Origin of the sequence: Methylobacterium currus, from assembly GCF_003058325.1 — a bacterium.
GTDB lineage: Bacteria > Pseudomonadota > Alphaproteobacteria > Rhizobiales > Beijerinckiaceae > Methylobacterium > Methylobacterium currus.
In genome coordinates this window covers 5,826,258-5,841,888 of the sequence record NZ_CP028843.1, presented here as the reverse complement: position 1 = coordinate 5,841,888, position 15,631 = coordinate 5,826,258, and the positions used below count along the sequence as shown (strand labels likewise).

Here is a 15,631-nt window from a genome sequence, read left to right as displayed (position 1 = left end):
GGGCGATGTCCCGTCCGCGCGTTGATGAGGGGCAGACATGGACGGGCGGGTTCGGGCGATCCTCATCGCAGGGCCGACCGCCTCGGGCAAGTCGGCCCTGGCGCTGGCCCTGGCCCGCCGGCACGGCGGCGCGGTGATCAACGCCGATTCGATGCAGGTCTATCGCGACCTGCATCGCCTCACCGCGCGGCCGTCGCCCGAGGAGGAACTGCTGGCGCCCCACCGCCTCTACGGCACGGTCGACGGCGCGGTGAACTTCTCCGTCGGCCATTACCTGGCGGAGGCCGGCCGCGCCTTGGCGGAGGCCTGGGAAGCGGGCCGGCTGCCGATCGTCGTCGGAGGCACCGGCCTCTACTTCATGGGCCTGACCGAGGGCCTCTCGGAGATCCCGCCGGTGCCGGACGAAGTCCGCGCCGCTGTGCGCGCCGGCGCCGAGGGGCGCGACACGCCCGAGCTCCACGCCGCCCTCGCCCTCAAGGACCCGGACGGCGCCGCCCGTCTCGATCCCAACGACCGCTTGCGGGTGCTGCGGGCGCTGGAAGTGCTGGCCGCCACGGGCCAGCCGATCGCCGCCTTCCAGGCCGCCCGCCGGCCGGGGCCGCTCACCGGCCTACCCTGCCGCAAGCTGTTCCTCACCCCGGATCGTGAGGGGTTACGGGCCCGGATCGACGCCCGTTTCCTCGCCATGATGGCGGCCGGCGCTCTCGACGAGGTGCAGGCCCTGGCCGCCCGCGGGCTCGACCCGATGCTGCCGGTGATGCGCGCCCACGGCGTGCCGGGGCTGATCGCGTATCTGCGGGGAAACCTCTCCTACGACGAGGCAGTGGCCCGCGGGCAGGCGGATACGCGGCGCTATGCCAAGCGGCAGGTGACGTGGTTCCGGCACCAGGCGGGATCGGACTGGGCGTGGCTGACTCCGGAAGCGGCAATGGCGTGAGTGGGGACCGGGGCTCTGGACGGGCTGGCATGATGCCGGCACACCCGGAGACCCAGGCCCTCGGATCGGCGATGCGCCCTGCCGCGGACAGCCGTCACCCTCGGGTCGGAGCCGACGGGTTTTCGCAGCCGCTTCAGGTCATTGCCACAGGATCTTGCAGGACAGCTTCCGGCAGCCATGCCCTGACGCGCGGCTGCGGGGAAGCCTGAGCCAATCCCGGCAAGTGCTTGTGGCGCTTGGCCGATCCCTGGTCAGACCCGCCCGCGCCGCCCCTCCGCCAGCCACATCGCCAGGACGGCCGCCGCCAGCGCCGCCAGCGCCGCGAGGCCTAAGCCCAGCGGATAGACCGAGACGCCCCGCACCACCGCGCTGTCGCTCGGGCGGAAGCCGATCCAGTCGGAGCCGGCAAGACGGCCGGAGCGGGCGATCTGCAGCCGCGGCACGGCGATCCCGCCGCCGGCCTCGGCGAGGCGGCGGACCGAGCCGCCGGTGGCCTCGGCGATGCTGCGCAGGCGCTCGGTGTCGCTGAACACGTCGACCAGCTCGCGCGGGTTGGCCGGGCCGACGCTGACGAACGCCACCAGATTGCCGGCCCGCAGGGTGTGCAGGCCGAGTTCCTCGGCCTCGAAGCCGGCGGCGAACAGGCCCGGCTTGTCGGGGTTCAGCGTCAGGGTGCGGGCTTTGCCGCTCGGTGCCGTCACGGTGACGGGCTCGGCGGTGTCGCCCATGGTCTGGCGCTCGACCCGGACCTCGCGGCCGTGCCCGGTGGCGGAGGCGCGCAACGCCTCTTCTTCGAGGGCCGGCTCCTTCATCAGCCAGTGGCCGAGGCGGCGCAGCAGGTCGAGATGCGGCCCGCCCTCCTGATAGCCCCGGGCCCAAAGCCAGGCATGGTCGGAGAGGAGGAGCGCCACCCGGCCCTTCTCCTCCCGGGAGAGGGCGAGGAGCGGCAGGGAGTCGGCTCCGGCCATGATCGGGGTGATCCCGGGGCGGACCTCGGCGCCGATCAGGCGCAGCCAGTCGCCCCAAGCGGGCGGCGAGGCCTCGGACCCGGGCAGGTCGCGGGTGACCGGGTGGCGCTGGCCGCTGCCGGTGAGCGCCGCCTTGTAGGGCCGCTCGACCACCCGGCCGTTCGGCTCGCCCGGCAGGATCGCGGCGAGCCGCGTGCGGGCGAGGCTGGCGGCGGAGGCGAATTCAGGCCCGGCGGCGATCAAGAGCGCCCCGCCCTCTCGCACGTAGCGCACGATGTTGTCGAAGTAGCTCGACGGCAGCACACTCTGGTTGGCGTAGCGGTCGAAGATGATGAGGTCGAAATCCTTGATCTTCTGCTGGAACAGCTCGCGGGTCGGGAAGGCGATCAGCGACAATTCGGAGATTGGGGTGCCGTCCTGCTTCTCGGGCGGGCGCAGGATGGTGAAGTGGACGAGGTCGACATTGGCGTCCGACTTGAGCAGGTTGCGCCAGGTGCGCTCGCCCGCATGGGGCTCGCCGGACACGAGCAGCACCCGCAGCTTCTCGCGGATGCCCTCGATCGGCAGCACCGCCCGGTTGTTGGCGGTGGTCAATTCGCCCGGCAGCGCCTCGGCCTCGATCTCCACGACGTTCGGGCCGCCATGCTCGACCCGCAGGGTCAGGCCGAAGGGCTGGCCGGTGCGGACGGACTGGCGCACCACCTCCTCGCCGTCGCGGCGCACGGTCACGACGGCCGAGCCGGTGCCGCCGCGCTCCATCACCTCGGCGCGGATGGTCTGGTCGCGCCCGACGATGCCGAAGCGCGGCGCCTCGATCAGGCGGATCTGCCGGTCGCGCTCGTCGGGCCGGCCGGTGACCAGGACGTGGAGCGGCGCCTTGAAGCTCAGCGATGCGAGGTTCGCCGGGATGTCGTGCACGACGCCGTCGGTCAGCATCACCACGCCGGCGAGGCGATCGGGTGGTACGTCGGCGAGCGCCCCCGACAGGGCCGTGAACAGCCGCGTGCCCTCGTCGCCACCGGATTCCGGCACCTCGACGAAGCGCGGCTCGATCGCGTTGAGGCTGCCGAGGCGCCGCTCCAGCTCCGCCCGCACCCGATCGGTCATCGCCGGCCGGTCGCCGAGTCCTTGCGACCCCGAGCGATCGACGACCACGGCGACCACGTCCTTGACCGGCTCGCGCTCCTCCTGGACCAGCGAGGGGTTGGCGAGCGCCAGGAGCACGAGGGCGAGGACGAGGACGCGCAGCAGCGCGACCGGCCCGCGGGCGACGAACGCGACCACGGCGAGGATCGCGGCGAGTCCGGCCATGCCCCAGAGGACCGGGACGGGGACGAGCGGGGCGAAACTCAGGCTGAGCATGAGGGATACCGTCGGGTGACGCTGTGCTTCACTGCCCCAATCTCTCCAGCAGCGCCGGCACGTGGACCTGGTCGGCCTTGTAGTTGCCGGTGAGCGCGTACATCACGAGGTTGACGCCGCCGCGGAAGGCCATCTCGCGCTGGCGCGGATCGCCGCCGACGAGTGGATAGAGCGCCTCGCCGCGCCGGCCGACCGCCCAGGCGGAGGCGAGGTCGTTGCCCGTGATGACGATCGGCGAGACGCCGTCGCCGGCCCGGGCCGGGCGGCGCTCAGCCCCGTCGCCGGCCGGCGGCAGGGCCTCGACCCAGGTCTGGCCGGTGGCGTAGCGGCCGGGGAAGCCGTCGACGAGGTAGAACGCCTTGGTGAGCACGTGGTCGCGGGGCACCGGCTCCAGCTCCGGCACCTCCAGGGTCGCGAGCATGCGCTGGAGGTAGAGGGCTTCGGGCGTCGGCGGGCCGCCGGGGCGGGCCGTCATCGCGTCGCGGGTGTCGAAGATCACCGTGCCGCCGTTCTTCATGAAGGCGTCGATGCGCCGGATCGTGGCCTCGCCCGGAAGCGGCCGGCTCGGCACGATCGGCCAGTAGATCAGTGGGTAGAAGGCGAGCTCGTCCCGGGCCGGATCGATGCCGGCGGGCTCGCCGGGTTCGAGCGCGGTGCGGCTCGCCAGCATCTGGGTCAGGCCGGCGAGGCCCGCCCGGCTGGTCTCGTCGGTGGTCGCGTCCCCCGTCACCACGTAGGCGATGCGGGTGACGAGGGCCGATTCGATGCCGTTCGGCCGGTTGGCGGCTGGCTCGGCGGCGCGCACCGGTCCGGGCGCGGCACCCAGCACCAAGAGGCCGAGGATCAGGACGGCGGCCGCCGGCCGGCGGCGCAGCCGCGCCGCCATCAGCCCGAGGAAGCCGCCGAGCCACAGGCTCGCCAGGGTGTCGAGGGCGAGGAGCAGCAGGGCCACGAGGAAGAACGGCCCGCGCAGGTCGCGGGTGCGTGCCTCCTCCAGGCCGCCGAAGCGGGCGCCGGCGAGCGCCTTGAGGTCGAGGGGCTTCAGCCGGTCGTCGGCCGTCAGCGCGTTGACCGCCAGCCCGCCATCGGCGGGGCCGTAATAGCCCGGCGGGTGCTCCGGCGTCGCCCGCTCGGTCCAGGTCGCCGGGACCGCCCGGGCGGTGGCCTGTGGCCCCTTCAGGGCGCCGAACCCGTCGAGGGTCAGGCGCGGGGCAAGCACCGGCGGGGGCGCGCCCGGGGCGGCGCCGGCCGTCGGCGGGGTGGTGCCGGCGAGCGCGACGACCCGGCGCAGCATGGTCACGAACAGCCCCGAGAGCGGCAGGTTCGACCAGGTGGTGTCGGCGGTGACGTGAACCAGAACCACCATGCCCTCCCCCCGCTTGGCGGCGGTGACGATCGGGGTGCCGTCCTGCAGGGCGGCCCAGGTGCGCCGGGCGAGCTCGCCGTCCGGCTCGGCGAGGATCTGGCGCCGCACGCCGATATCCGCCGGCGGCGTCAGGCCCGCGAAGGGGCTCTCGGGCGCGAAGGGCGCCAGCGTGCGCGGGCTGTCCCAGGACAGGGTGCCGCCGAGGCTGCGACCGCCGCGGCGCAGGCGCACCGGCACGAGGTCGTCGCTGCCGGCGGCGAGCCGCGGCCCGGCGAAGCGCAGGAGCAGCCCGCCCTTGTCGACGAAGGCGGAGACCCGCTCCAGGGTGGCGGGGTCGAGGGCGCCCACATCGGCGAGCACCAGCACCGAGACCTGGGAATCGAGCATCTGGCCGATCGACTCGGCGACGCCGCGCCCGCCCCGGGGCTCCTGCACGTCGGCGAAGGGGGTCAGCGCCCGGGAGAGATAGTAGGTCGGCGAGAGCAGCGGCTGGGCCTGGTCGCTGGTGCCGCCGAAGACGAGGCCGACGCGGCGGCGCCGGCCGCGCTCGTCGGCGAGCACCACGGCGCCGGCCGAGCGCTCGCCGGCGACCTCGAACCGCGCGATGGTGTTGCGCAGCTCCACCGGCAGGTCGAAGCGGACCTCCGTGGCGGTGGCGTCGCCCGCGAAGGCAAAATTCGTCTCGGCCAGCGGCAGGCCCTTGGCGTCGAGGGCCCGGACCGTGCCGGAATCGCGCCCGTTGGCGGCGGCCCGCACCACGCTGACGCCGAGCTGCCCGCCCGACGAATCAGGGCCGGCCAGCGCCAGAGCCGGCGGACGCTCGGCCTTGAGCACGGTGACGTCGGCGCGGCCGCGGACGGCGGCCTGGGCCAGCCCCGCCGGGAAGGACTCGCCGTCGGGACCCGCGACGCCGTCATGGATCCAGACCACGGCCGAGCCCGGCGCCCGCTCCAGGAAGGCCGACAGCGTGGCGAGATGCGCCGAGCGGTCGGCGAGGTGCGGCAGCGGCTCGACGGCGCGCAGGCGCTCCAGGGCCGGGCCGGGGCCGGTAGCCTCCAAAGCCACGGGGCCCGAGGCGGTGGGAAGCAGCGCCACGGGCCGCCCGGCGCGCGCTGCCGCCTCGACCTCGGCGGTGGCGACGCGGATCCGGTCGCGCCAGTCCTGCGCGGCGGAGAACCCGTTGTCGAGGATGAGGACGAGAGGCGTGCGCCCGTCGCCCGCCCCCTGTGGTGTCGGGTTCCAGACCGGCCCCGACACTGCCAGGATCAGGCAGGCGGCGGCGATGAGGCGCAGGGCGAGCAGCCAGGGCGGAGTGCGGGCCGGGGTTTCGCGCTCCGGCAGCAGGTCCGCGAGGATGCGCAAAGGCGGGAAGTCGATCCGCCGCGGCCGCGGCGGCGTCACGCGCAGCAGGTACCAGAGCGCCGGCAGGGCGATCAGGGCCGCGAGGGCGGCGGGGGCGGCGAAGCTGAGGGGCAGTCCGAACATCGAAGGCGTCCTCAGCCCGCGCCGCGGGCGGCGGCGACCAGGGTGACGACGCGGAGCGCCGCCTCGCTCGCCGGCCGGTCGGTGCGGTGCAGCGTGAGCGTCCAGCCCTGGGCCCGGACGATCTCCGCCAACGCGTCGCGATGCGCGCGGATCCGCCGGCGATAGGCCTCGCCCCAGGCCGCGGCATCGCCGACCCTGAGCGACAATCCGGCCTCGAGGTCGTGCAATTCGGCCTGGCCGGAGAACGGGAACGTCTCCTCGACCGGATCGACCACCATCACCAGGTGGCCGCGGCTGCCGGCCGCCGCGATGGCCGCGACCGAGGCCCGCACCTGCTCGGGGGGAGAGAGGAAGTCGCCGATCAGCACCGCCTCGTCGAAGCGCCCGACGGGTGCGCGGGGCGGCAGGTCCTCGTCGAGGCCGGACGTGTCGGCGACCAGCGTCTCAGCCATCCGCTCGACGATGGTGCGGGCGGCCTGCGGCCGGGAGAGACCGAGCAGCCCGACCCGCTCGCCGGCCTCCACGAACGTGTCGCCGAGCGCCAGCGCCAGGACGAGGGCGCGCTCGATCTTGGGCGCCTGGGCGAGGGCGGAGCCGAAGCCCATCGAGGCCGAGCGGTCGACCCACAACCAGACGGTGTGGGCGGCCTCCCACTCGCGCTCGCGGACGTAGAGCCGGTCGTCCCTGGCCGAGCGGCGCCAGTCGATCCGGCTCGCCGCCTCCCCGGCGACGAAGGGGCGGAACTGCCAGAAGCTCTCGCCCGGGCCGGCCCGCCGGCGCCCGTGCAGCCCATGCGCCAGGGTCGCGGCGACCCGGCGGGCCTCCAGGATCAGGCGCGGCATCCGCTCGGCGAGCGAGAGGGCGGTCTCGGTCTCGCGCCGGCCGGGGGCGCGGGCGGCCGCGTCGAGGACGCGCGTCGAGGCCACCGGGTCAGAGCCGCCCGACGAGGCGGCCGATCAGGCCGGGGATGGTCTCGCCGTCGGCCCGGGCCGCGAAGGTCAGCGCCATGCGGTGCTTCAACACCGGCTCGGCCAGCGCCGCGACGTCGTCGACGGAGGGCGCGACCCTTCCCTCGATCAGCGCGCGGGCGCGCACCGCCAGCATCAGGGCCTGGCTGGCACGGGGGCCGGGGCCCCAGAGGAGCTTGTCGGCGATGGCGGCGTCACCCCCGGCGGGGCGCGCGGCGCGCACGAGGTCGAGGATCGCCTCGACCACCGCCTCACCGACGGGCAGGCGCCGCACCAGGCGCTGGGCCGAGAGCAGGCTCTCGGTGTCCATCACGGGTTGCGCCCGGTGCTCCTCGGCGCCGGTGGTCTCGAGCAGGATGCGCCGCTCGGCGGCGCGGTCGGGATAGCCGACGTCGATCTCGAGCAGGAAGCGGTCGAGCTGGGCCTCGGGCAGCGGGTAGGTGCCCTCCTGCTCGATCGGGTTCTGGGTCGCCAGGACGTGGAACGGCCGCGGCAGGTCGTGGCGCTCGCCGGCCACCGAGACGAAGCGCTCCTGCATCGCCTGGAGCAGCGCCGACTGGGTGCGGGGGCTGGCGCGGTTGATCTCGTCGGCCATCAGGAGCTGGGTGAAGATCGGCCCGCGCACGAAGCGGAACGAGCGGTGCCGGTCCTGGTCCTCGTCGAGGATCTCGGTGCCGAGGATGTCGGAGGGCATCAGGTCGGGGGTGAACTGCACCCGGCGCGCATCGAGCCCGAGCACGGTGCCCAGCGTCTCGACCAGCTTGGTCTTGGCGAGGCCCGGCAGGCCGACCAGCAGCCCGTGGCCGCCCGCCAGCACCGTGACCAGCGCGAGGTCGACTACCGTCTCCTGCCCGAAGATGACCCCGTGGATCGCCTCCCGGGCGCGCCCGACGCTGGCCAGGCAGGCCTCCGCGGCGGCGACGATGCCGTCATCCATCGGGGTCGCGGCGGCCGGCGCGCTGGCTTCTATCATGCGGGGTCCTCGTCGTCGTCCGGGGCGCCGCTGGCGCCGGTCGGTGATCCGCGAGTGTGGATCCCTTCCGCACCGCAAAGCAAGGTCGGCGCGACGACGCAGGGCGGAGGGCCCACACGCCATCCCTCCCCGCCCTGCAAGGATCTCGATCGTAGAATGACCGATGGGGCCGGCTCCTATTGAGGAGCCGATTCCACCGGCTTGTCTTCAGACCCCGCTCTCGGAGTGGTCTTGGGCGGGGTCGCTCTCCTCGGCCCGTGCTTGGGTTCCGGCTTGGGTTCCGGCTTGGACGTGGGTGTGGGTGTGGGTGTGGGCGTGGGGGACGGGACGCCCTGCACCTGCGGCAGTGGAGGCGCCGTCGGCGCGGCGGAGCCGATCACCACCGAGATGCCGAAGACCCGCCAGCGGCCGTCCACCGGCGCGAACAGCAATTCGAAATTCACCTGGGAGGGTACGGACGGAAAGAATCCCGCAAGGTGCAGCAAGCCGTTGCTTTCGATCTGCGGCAGCAGCGTCAGTTGCGGATCCAGGACGGCGACACCCGACAGGTCGAGCTTCTGAGTGCGTTGGCTCGCGAAGATTTCTCCGAGGCGCGCCGCGGTGTTGGCGTCATGAAAGCCAGGAGCCGCGAGGTCCCGCAGGACGGTATAGTTGCCGGTTTCATTGCCGTGCTGCAACGCCAGCAGCGTGGAGCGGATCAGAATGAGGACGCCGTTCCGATCGATCTGCGCCGGCCGTGGCTGTTGCTGCGTCTCCTGGGGATGACCCTGCGCCCATGTCGCGGAGGGGTCTGTCAAGGTGAGCAGGGCGACGAGCGCCGCTGCCCCGCGCGAGCCGGGGAGACGTGTCACAATTCACCCATGATACCAATGCGCGCACCGACATTGCCCGCGCCGCCGGCCACGCCCAACGTGACTGCGACCGGGCGATTGATATCCAGCCGATAGGCCACCGAGCCGCCGACCGCATATTCGCCTCGGAACGTCGCGCCGTTCAGCACGTAACTCAGGCGCCCCGGTGCCGAGGGAAGCGATGCCGAGGCCAGGGCCATCGCCGAAGCGATGCCCCGACGGGCCTCCTTGCGGGACTCGACGGCGTACCGCGACAGGCTGCCGAGGCCGGCCTCAAGGCCGGACACACGTCCGTCGAGGGCCGCGATGGTGTTGGGGCCGATCGAAGAGGCGGCGAGGTTTCCGGATGCGTCGGTGGTCACGAAGGCCGTGGCGCCGGTCTGGGCCGCCAGGCTCTGCGCCGAGGCGAGGCCCGCCAGGGTGTAGGTCTGGGTGGCCGAGCCGATGGCGATCTGGTTCGCCCGTGTCGTGGCGACGCCCTGGCCGATCGCCACGCTATCGGCCTGCATCGCCGAGGAGAAGGCGCCCACGGCCACGGCGTTGGCCCCGCCCGCATGGGCCGAGCGACCCAGAGCGGTGGCGTTGTCGCCCGTCGCGACGGCCAGACCGCCGAAGGCGGACGCCTCGTTGCCGGTGGCCTGGGCGCTGAAGCCGACCGCCGTGGTCGGATCGCCCGAGGCCACGGCGTTGGTGCCGATGGCCGTCGCGCCGGACTGCGTCGCCCGCGCGCCCGTGCCGATGGCGACGGTCGCCTCCCCTCGTGCGACAGCCGCGAAGCCGCCGGCCAACGCGCCGGTGCCCGAGACCGACGGTGCGGCGGCATCGCCCGGATGGGTGGCGACGAACACGCCGCTCGTGCCGTTCTGGAGCGCCGCGATGTTGGCGGTGTTGGTTGTCGTCTGTCCCTGCAACACTCCGAGAGCGCTCGTGTTCGCGGCAAGTTGGGTGTTGGTGGCAAAGAGCTGCGCGCCGTTCACCGCATCGGCGGACGTGGCCGTCAGCGCGCCCGCGGCGACCCCGGTGACCTGACGGTTGCCCGCCGTGCCGGCCATGTTGACCATTGTGCCGCCGGTCGCGGCGCCCACCGTCACCGCGGTATCGGGCGCGGCCTGCTGAACGAGGCCGGATTGGCCCGCCTGGAGCGCCGCGAGGCCGGCCGTGTTCGCCGTCGTGCGGGTATCGAGGTTGCCGAGCGCCCCGCCGACGCTGGTGAACTGCGCTCCGTTGCCGAAGGTGTAGGTCGGGCCGGTGAAGGCGCCGGTCGCCGAGGCGTAGGAGGCGCCGCCGCCCAGCGCCGTGGCGACGGCGTTGCCGGCATTCGCCACGGTCTGGTTCGTCGCGAAGAGCTGCGCGCCGTTCACCGCGTCGGCGGACGTGGCCGTCAAGGCACCCGCGGCGACCCCGGTGACCTGACGGTTGCCCGCCGTGCCGGCCATGTTGACCATTGTGCCACCGGTCGCGGCGCCCACCGTCACCGCGGTATCGGGCGCGGCCTGCTGAACGAGGCCCGATTGGCCCGCCTGGAGCGCCGCGAGGCCGGCCGTGTTCGCCGTCGTGCGGGTATCGAGGTTGCCGAGCGCCCCGCCGACGCTGGTGAACTGCGCTCCGTTGCCGAAGGTGTAGGTCGGGCCGGTGAAGGCGCCGGTCGCCGAGGCGTAGGAGGCGCCGCCGCCCAGCGCCATGGCCGCCCTCGCAACGGCGTTGCCGGCATTCGCCACGGTCTGGTTCGTCGCGAAGAGCTGCGCGCCGTTCACCGCGTCGGCGGACGTGGCCGTCAGCGCGCCCGCGGCGACCCCGGTGACCTGACGGTTGCCCGCCGTGCCGGCCATGTTGACCATTGTGCCGCCGGTCGCGGCGCCCACCGTCACCGCGGTATCGGGCGCGGCCTGCTGAGCGAGGCCGGACTGGCCCGCCTGGAGCGCCGCGAGGCCGGACGTGTTCGCCGTCGTGCGGGTATCGAGGTTGCCGAGCGCCCCGCCGACGCTGGTGAACTGCGCTCCGTTGCCGAAGGTGTAGGTCGGGCCGGTAAGGGTGCCGGTCGCCGAGGCGTAGGAGGCGCCGCCGCCCAGCGCCGTGGCGACGGCGTTGCCGGCATTCGCCACGGTCTGGTTCGTCGCGAAGAGCTGCGCGCCGTTCACCGCATCGGTGGACGTGGCCGTCAAGGCACCCGCGGCGACGTTGCCGAGGGACACCGCCCCGCCCACGCCGACGAGGTTGAGTGCGTTTCCGGGCGTTCCGGGCGTAGCATACTGGATTGGCCCGGCCGCGCCGGACGCCATGGCCTGGAGACCGGAGAGGGCATCGGTGTATGCCGCCTGCGAGCCGTTAAGGCCATAATTCAGGCCTGAGATGCTGTTGGTGGCCGCGTTGTAGGTCGCGCCCCCTCCGATAGCCGCTGCGGTGGCCGTGCCGAGAGCGTTGACGCCGTTGGCCGCCTGCTGGCTCACGGTGAATAGCTGCTGGCCATTGACCGCGTCGGTCGAGCCCGCCCCGATCGTGCCGGGGGCGACGTTGACGATGCGCCGCTCGGCGCCCACCGCGCCGACCGAGACGGTATTCGCCTGATCGGCGACCGAACCCTGGCCGAGCGCCACCCCGCCGGCGCCCGTCGCCGTCGCGCCCTGGCCAAGGGCCGTGGCGTTGGCGCCATTGGCCGTCGCGCCCTGCCCGATCGCCGTCGCGTTGTCCTGACCTGCCGCGCCGGCCCCTGCCCGAGAACCCTGACCGACCGCCGTGGTATTGCTGTTCGAGAAGGCGCTGACCGGCGCCGAGCCGTCGATGCTGGCTAGACCATTGAGCGTCCCTGGGCTCGCGCTGAACGGATCGCCTCCCGAGAACGCATGATCGCCGATGGCGACGCTGTTCAGGCCGTTGCTGAAGGACGAGAAGCCGTAGCCCGCCGCGCCCGTGCCGGGTTGGGTCGAGATCGGCCCCTGCAGGGTGTTCGCGATCACCGGCAGGTTGGCGCCGTAGGCACATGTGTCGGTGCCCGGAACGTAGAAGAAATGGGCACCGAAGCTGGAGCAAATCTTGACATATTCGACCGCGGCCTGTGCAGGATCGCCGCAGCCGATCGTCATCAGGAGCAGCATCGAGCACGAAGCGAGACACGCCTGACGCAATCTACCGCGCGCCTGCAACAGATCATTCATAAGGGGCCCCGCCGGATCCATGCGCTCGTTCGAGCGCAGATCGGATCGGCTGCGCCCACGACGCAGTTCTTATGAAATAATGATGATTCGATACAGACAGGACCGCCGTCGAAACACTGGCGAATTCTATTTTTTCGATTATGTGTTTTTTCAGCAACACAAATTAAACCGAACTTTCCCTAAAGTCATGACCATTGGGTACGGGCGTCGGATTTGTGATCTGAACAGCCCCGAAAAGATTTCGTTACGTAATTCTCTCGGGAGAGTGTAGAGCAGAGCGCCATCTGGCGTGGAACCGGCGGGGTCGCTTGCCTCGTGCCGGGACCGGCGATCGATGACGGTGCGTTGCCGGAATCCGGAATGCGGCCGCTCGGCCGTCATCTGCACCGAGATCGTCGATCTGCCGGAGATCGGTGGCACGCTGAGTTTCGACACGATCGACCACGACACGCCGCTCGCCCGACGACTTGGTGTCTCTCACGAAACTCCCGCTGCGCCGACGCCGCCACAGCGAGCGACGACAGTGGCCGGGAGTTTCGTGAGGTGCCCTTATTCGTTCTGCATGACCTGAGTGTCCGAATTCCGGAACCCGCCGCTGGGCCCTGGAACCACCCTGCGGGTATCAAGACTTCAGGTCGGCTCCGAATCGAGATCGTCACCGCCCCCAGCGCAAAACCGCCGCGTCGAGATTCCGGGCGATCTCGATCAGCCCGGCCCGCGTCGCCGGATGCGGCAGCTCCAGGGGGGCCCGCACCGCGTCGGAGCGGATGATGCCGCCTTCCTTCATCAGGATCTTGGCCGCGGCGAGCCCGGTCTGGCGGTTCTCGTAGTTGATGAGCGGCAGCCAGCGGCCATAGGCCAGCACCGCCTCGTCGCGCCGGCCGGCGAGGTAGGGATCGATGATCTGGCGGATGCCATCGGGATAGCCGCCGCCGGTCATGGCCCCGGTGGCGCCCGCATCGAGGTCGGCCAGCAGGGTGATCGCCTCCTCGCCGTCCCACGGGCCCTCGATCGCGTCGCCGCCGAGCTCCAGCAGGGTGCGGAGCTTCGCCGCGGCCTGGGCGGTCTCGATCTTGAAGTAGGAGACTTGTCCGACCTCGCGTGCGAGCCGCGCCAGGAAGGCGGCCGAGAGCGTGGTGCCGGAGACCGGCGCGTCCTGGATCATGATCGGGATCGAGATCGCGTCCGAGACCTGACGGAAGAACCGCTCGATGCCGGCTTCCGTCACCCGGATCGTCGCCCCGTGATAGGGCGGCATGATCATCACCATGGCGGCGCCGAGATCCTGCGCCCGCCGCGAGCGCTCGGCGCAGATATGGGTGGCAAAATGCGTGGTCGTCACGATCACCGGCACGCGGCCGGCGACGTGCTCGAGCACGGCCTTCATCACCTCGTCGCGCTCGGCATCGGTGAGGACGAACTGCTCGGAGAAGTTGGCGAGGATGCACAGGCCGTGCGAGCCGGCCTCGATCATGAAGTCGATCGCCCGGCGCTGGCCGTCGAGATCGAGGGTGCCGTCATCGTGAAAAATCGTCGGCGCAACGGGGAAGACGCCGCGATAGGGGCGGGACGCTGTCGTCATCGGGGTTTGCCTCCATGTCTGTTCAGGCCGCGGCGCCGTGGCGGCGCAGGCCGTTATGGATGACCTGCCGGACGGCCTCGGCCGCTCCTTCGGGGTCTCGGGCGGCGATGGCCGCGACGATGGCCGCGTGGGCCGCGAGCGTCGTCTCGCGCTCCGCCGCCTCGACCGGGGCGCTGAGCTGGAACGAGGCGCGCAGAGCCACCTCGATCACGCTGCCGATCGAGCGCATGAACGGGTTGCCGGAGGCGACCGTCACCGCGACGTGGAGCGCGAGGTCGCCCTCCGCGAAGCCGGCGGAATCGGACGGTTCGGCCCGCATCTGCGCGAGCCCCGCCTCGAGCGCGGCGAGGTCGTCCTGGGTCCGGCGCTCGGCGGCGAGCGCCGCCGCCGCCGGCTCGACCGCGAGGCGGATCTCCGCGAGGTCGCGCAGGAAGCGCCGGTCGATGCCGGCCTCCAGGTGCCAGGCCAGCACGTCGGCATCGAACATGTTCCAGGCGGCGCGCTCGCGCACCACCGTGCCGACCCGGGCCCGGGTGGTGAGGAGCCCCTTGGCCACCAGGGTCTTGACGCTCTCGCGCAGGACCGGCCGCGACACCCGGAAGGCCGCCAGCAATTCGCCATCCCCCGGCAGCTTGGCGCCGGCCGTGTAGCGGCCGGCGATGATCGCGGTGCCGAGGCTGCGCGCCACCTCGGCGTGATTGGAACGGGCCCGTCCGGCCGGGATCACCACCAGGCCGGCGCCCGGTGAAGCGATGTGAGGCGTGGCGAAGGGGACGCGCATCCGCGTGACGAACCGACCGGGGCGGCGCCCCCGCGGCGCCGGCCGGTCCGTTACAGCACGACGACGCCCGGCTGAAAAGTCATACTGTTTGACTTTTCACGACTCCGCCGCCTCCCGTGCCTCCGCTACCGCCTCGGCGCCCTCCCGCCGGTCCGCGGCATCGGCGGCCGGCGGCTCCTGCACGGCCTCGGCCCGCGGATCCTGGCACAAGGCGATCAGGATCGGGAAATGGTCGGAGCCGATCGGCGGCAGCCGCTCCAGCCGGGCGAGCAGGAAGTGCTCGCTGAAGAAGACGTGGTCGAGGGGCCAGCGCAGGATCGGCCAGCCGGCATGGAAGGTCGGGTAGGCGCCGCGCCCCACCCGCGGGTCGAGGAGGCCGCCGATGGCCTGGAACAGGCGCGTGGTGCGCGACCAGGCGACATCGTTGAGATCGCCCGCCACCACCGCGGGACCACCCTCGCGCGCGACCTCGCGGGCGACCAGCACCAGCTCCCCGTCCCGGGTCGCGCTGCTGTTGCCCGGATGCGGCGGGCGCGGATGCACGCCGTGGAAGGTGAAGCGGTCGCCCGACGGCAGCGTCACGCCGGCGCGCACGGACGGCACGTCGTCCTCGATCAGGAAGCGCACCCGCACGTCGTCGAGGGGCAGGCGGGAATAGAGCATGAGCCCGTAGGTGTTGTCCTGCGGTTGATCCACCCCGTGGGGATAGCGTGCCCGAAGCGGTGCGAGCGCGTCGCGCCAGCCCGCATCGGTCTCAAGGGCCAGGATCAGATCGGGGTCGCTCCGCTCCACCGCGGCCAGCAGCCGGTCGTAGGCCCGGTTCGATTGCAGCACGTTGACGATCAGGATCGCCACGCACCGGGCTGGGTCCGCCTTCGCCGGGGCGGCGCGGGCCGCGGGCCTGGTCACGCGGGTGAAGGGCAGGATGTGCCGCAGTTGCAGCCCGAGCGCGCCTAAGAGCCCCGCTCCGAGGGCGAGGGAAACCGGGTCGTGCCCGGCGACGACGAGCAGGACGAGGACCGGCGGGATCGCGGCGGCGATCTGGAAGCGCGGAAAGTCGAAGGTGCGCACCAGCCCGGTCCGGCTGCGCCAGAACGGCAACAGGGTCGCGGCGATGAGGACCAGGGCCAGGACCTGGGCGACGATGGACAGGGTCGAGATCGGCACGCACACTTCCCCCGCGGCGGTCACGCCGCCTTGCGGGAG

At 72.5% G+C, this 15,631-nt stretch carries 11 protein-coding genes; 2 read left to right on the top strand and 9 right to left on the bottom strand.

Annotated features, from left to right (window positions below; translation table 11 throughout):
• The first annotated feature begins 37 nt into the window (after window positions 1-37).
• Window positions 38-937, top strand: a complete 900-nt coding sequence (gene miaA, locus DA075_RS26830) for a tRNA (adenosine(37)-N6)-dimethylallyltransferase MiaA (protein ID WP_099955821.1) — start codon at window positions 38-40, stop codon at window positions 935-937.
• Window positions 938-1,188: 251 nt separating this feature from the next.
• Here miaA and DA075_RS26825 read toward each other — a convergent pair whose 3' ends face one another.
• The 6 genes from DA075_RS26825 to DA075_RS26800 form a co-directional block, all read right to left on the bottom strand.
• Entirely contained in the window at window positions 1,189-3,267 is a 2,079-nt protein-coding gene (locus tag DA075_RS26825) for a hypothetical protein (RefSeq protein WP_099955820.1), read from the bottom strand.
• A gap of 28 nt (window positions 3,268-3,295) precedes the next feature.
• On the bottom strand, window positions 3,296-6,118 hold the full coding sequence (locus DA075_RS26820) for a DUF4159 domain-containing protein (protein WP_099955819.1): 2,823 nt from the start codon (window positions 6,116-6,118) through the stop codon (window positions 3,296-3,298).
• 11 nt (window positions 6,119-6,129) lie between these two features.
• Window positions 6,130-7,044: a DUF58 domain-containing protein gene (locus DA075_RS26815; protein ID WP_099955818.1), complete on the bottom strand. Its 915-nt coding sequence runs from the start codon at window positions 7,042-7,044 to the stop codon at window positions 6,130-6,132.
• A 4-nt stretch (window positions 7,045-7,048) separates the two neighbouring features.
• Window positions 7,049-8,059 carry an AAA family ATPase gene (locus DA075_RS26810; RefSeq protein ID WP_099955817.1) on the bottom strand — a complete coding sequence of 337 codons (1,011 nt, stop codon included), beginning with the start codon at window positions 8,057-8,059 and terminating at the stop codon, window positions 7,049-7,051.
• A 176-nt stretch (window positions 8,060-8,235) separates the two neighbouring features.
• The gene (locus tag DA075_RS37730; RefSeq protein ID WP_420813080.1) at window positions 8,236-8,910 is read right to left on the bottom strand and encodes a hypothetical protein; all 675 of its coding nucleotides are present in this window, start codon (window positions 8,908-8,910) and stop codon (window positions 8,236-8,238) included.
• Window positions 8,907-12,062 (bottom strand): beta strand repeat-containing protein, encoded by a 3,156-nt coding sequence (locus DA075_RS26800; protein WP_164712493.1) that lies wholly within the window; start codon window positions 12,060-12,062, stop codon window positions 8,907-8,909. The genes DA075_RS37730 and DA075_RS26800 overlap by 4 nt, the downstream gene beginning before the upstream one ends.
• A 334-nt stretch (window positions 12,063-12,396) precedes the next feature.
• Between DA075_RS26800 and DA075_RS36115 the strand changes: the two genes are divergently transcribed.
• The gene (locus DA075_RS36115) at window positions 12,397-12,633 is read left to right on the top strand and encodes a hypothetical protein (RefSeq protein ID WP_123834440.1); all 237 of its coding nucleotides are present in this window, start codon (window positions 12,397-12,399) and stop codon (window positions 12,631-12,633) included.
• Between the two features lie 84 nt (window positions 12,634-12,717).
• Here the strand turns inward: DA075_RS36115 and DA075_RS26795 are convergent, their stop codons facing one another.
• The 3 genes from DA075_RS26795 to DA075_RS26785 all read right to left on the bottom strand — a co-directional run bounded on the left by DA075_RS26795 (window position 12,718) and on the right by DA075_RS26785 (window position 15,592).
• Window positions 12,718-13,644, bottom strand: coding sequence for a dihydrodipicolinate synthase family protein (locus tag DA075_RS26795; RefSeq protein WP_099955815.1), 927 nt, complete (start codon window positions 13,642-13,644; stop codon window positions 12,718-12,720).
• Between the two features lie 22 nt (window positions 13,645-13,666).
• Window positions 13,667-14,425 carry a FadR/GntR family transcriptional regulator gene (locus tag DA075_RS26790; RefSeq protein WP_099955814.1) on the bottom strand — a complete coding sequence of 253 codons (759 nt, stop codon included), beginning with the start codon at window positions 14,423-14,425 and terminating at the stop codon, window positions 13,667-13,669.
• A 96-nt stretch (window positions 14,426-14,521) separates the two neighbouring features.
• Entirely contained in the window at window positions 14,522-15,592 is a 1,071-nt protein-coding gene (locus DA075_RS26785; RefSeq protein ID WP_244936362.1) for an endonuclease/exonuclease/phosphatase family protein, read from the bottom strand.
• Between the last annotated feature and the right edge of the window lie 39 nt (window positions 15,593-15,631).

Bases quoted from the DNA above. Each gene is read 5' to 3' on its own strand.
- DA075_RS26810 (WP_099955817.1), bottom strand. From the start codon at position 8,059: ATGATAGAAGCCAGCGCGCCGGCCGCCGCGACCCCGATGGATGACGGC.
- DA075_RS36115 (WP_123834440.1), top strand. From the start codon at position 12,397: ATGACGGTGCGTTGCCGGAATCCGGAATGCGGCCGCTCGGCCGTCATC.
- DA075_RS26820 (WP_099955819.1), bottom strand. From the start codon at position 6,118: ATGTTCGGACTGCCCCTCAGCTTCGCCGCCCCCGCCGCCCTCGCGGCC.
- miaA (WP_099955821.1), top strand. From the start codon at position 38: ATGGACGGGCGGGTTCGGGCGATCCTCATCGCAGGGCCGACCGCCTCG.
- DA075_RS26825 (WP_099955820.1), bottom strand. From the start codon at position 3,267: ATGCTCAGCCTGAGTTTCGCCCCGCTCGTCCCCGTCCCGGTCCTCTGG.
- DA075_RS26795 (WP_099955815.1), bottom strand. From the start codon at position 13,644: ATGACGACAGCGTCCCGCCCCTATCGCGGCGTCTTCCCCGTTGCGCCG.
- DA075_RS26800 (WP_164712493.1), bottom strand. From the start codon at position 12,062: ATGAATGATCTGTTGCAGGCGCGCGGTAGATTGCGTCAGGCGTGTCTC.
- DA075_RS26790 (WP_099955814.1), bottom strand. From the start codon at position 14,425: ATGCGCGTCCCCTTCGCCACGCCTCACATCGCTTCACCGGGCGCCGGC.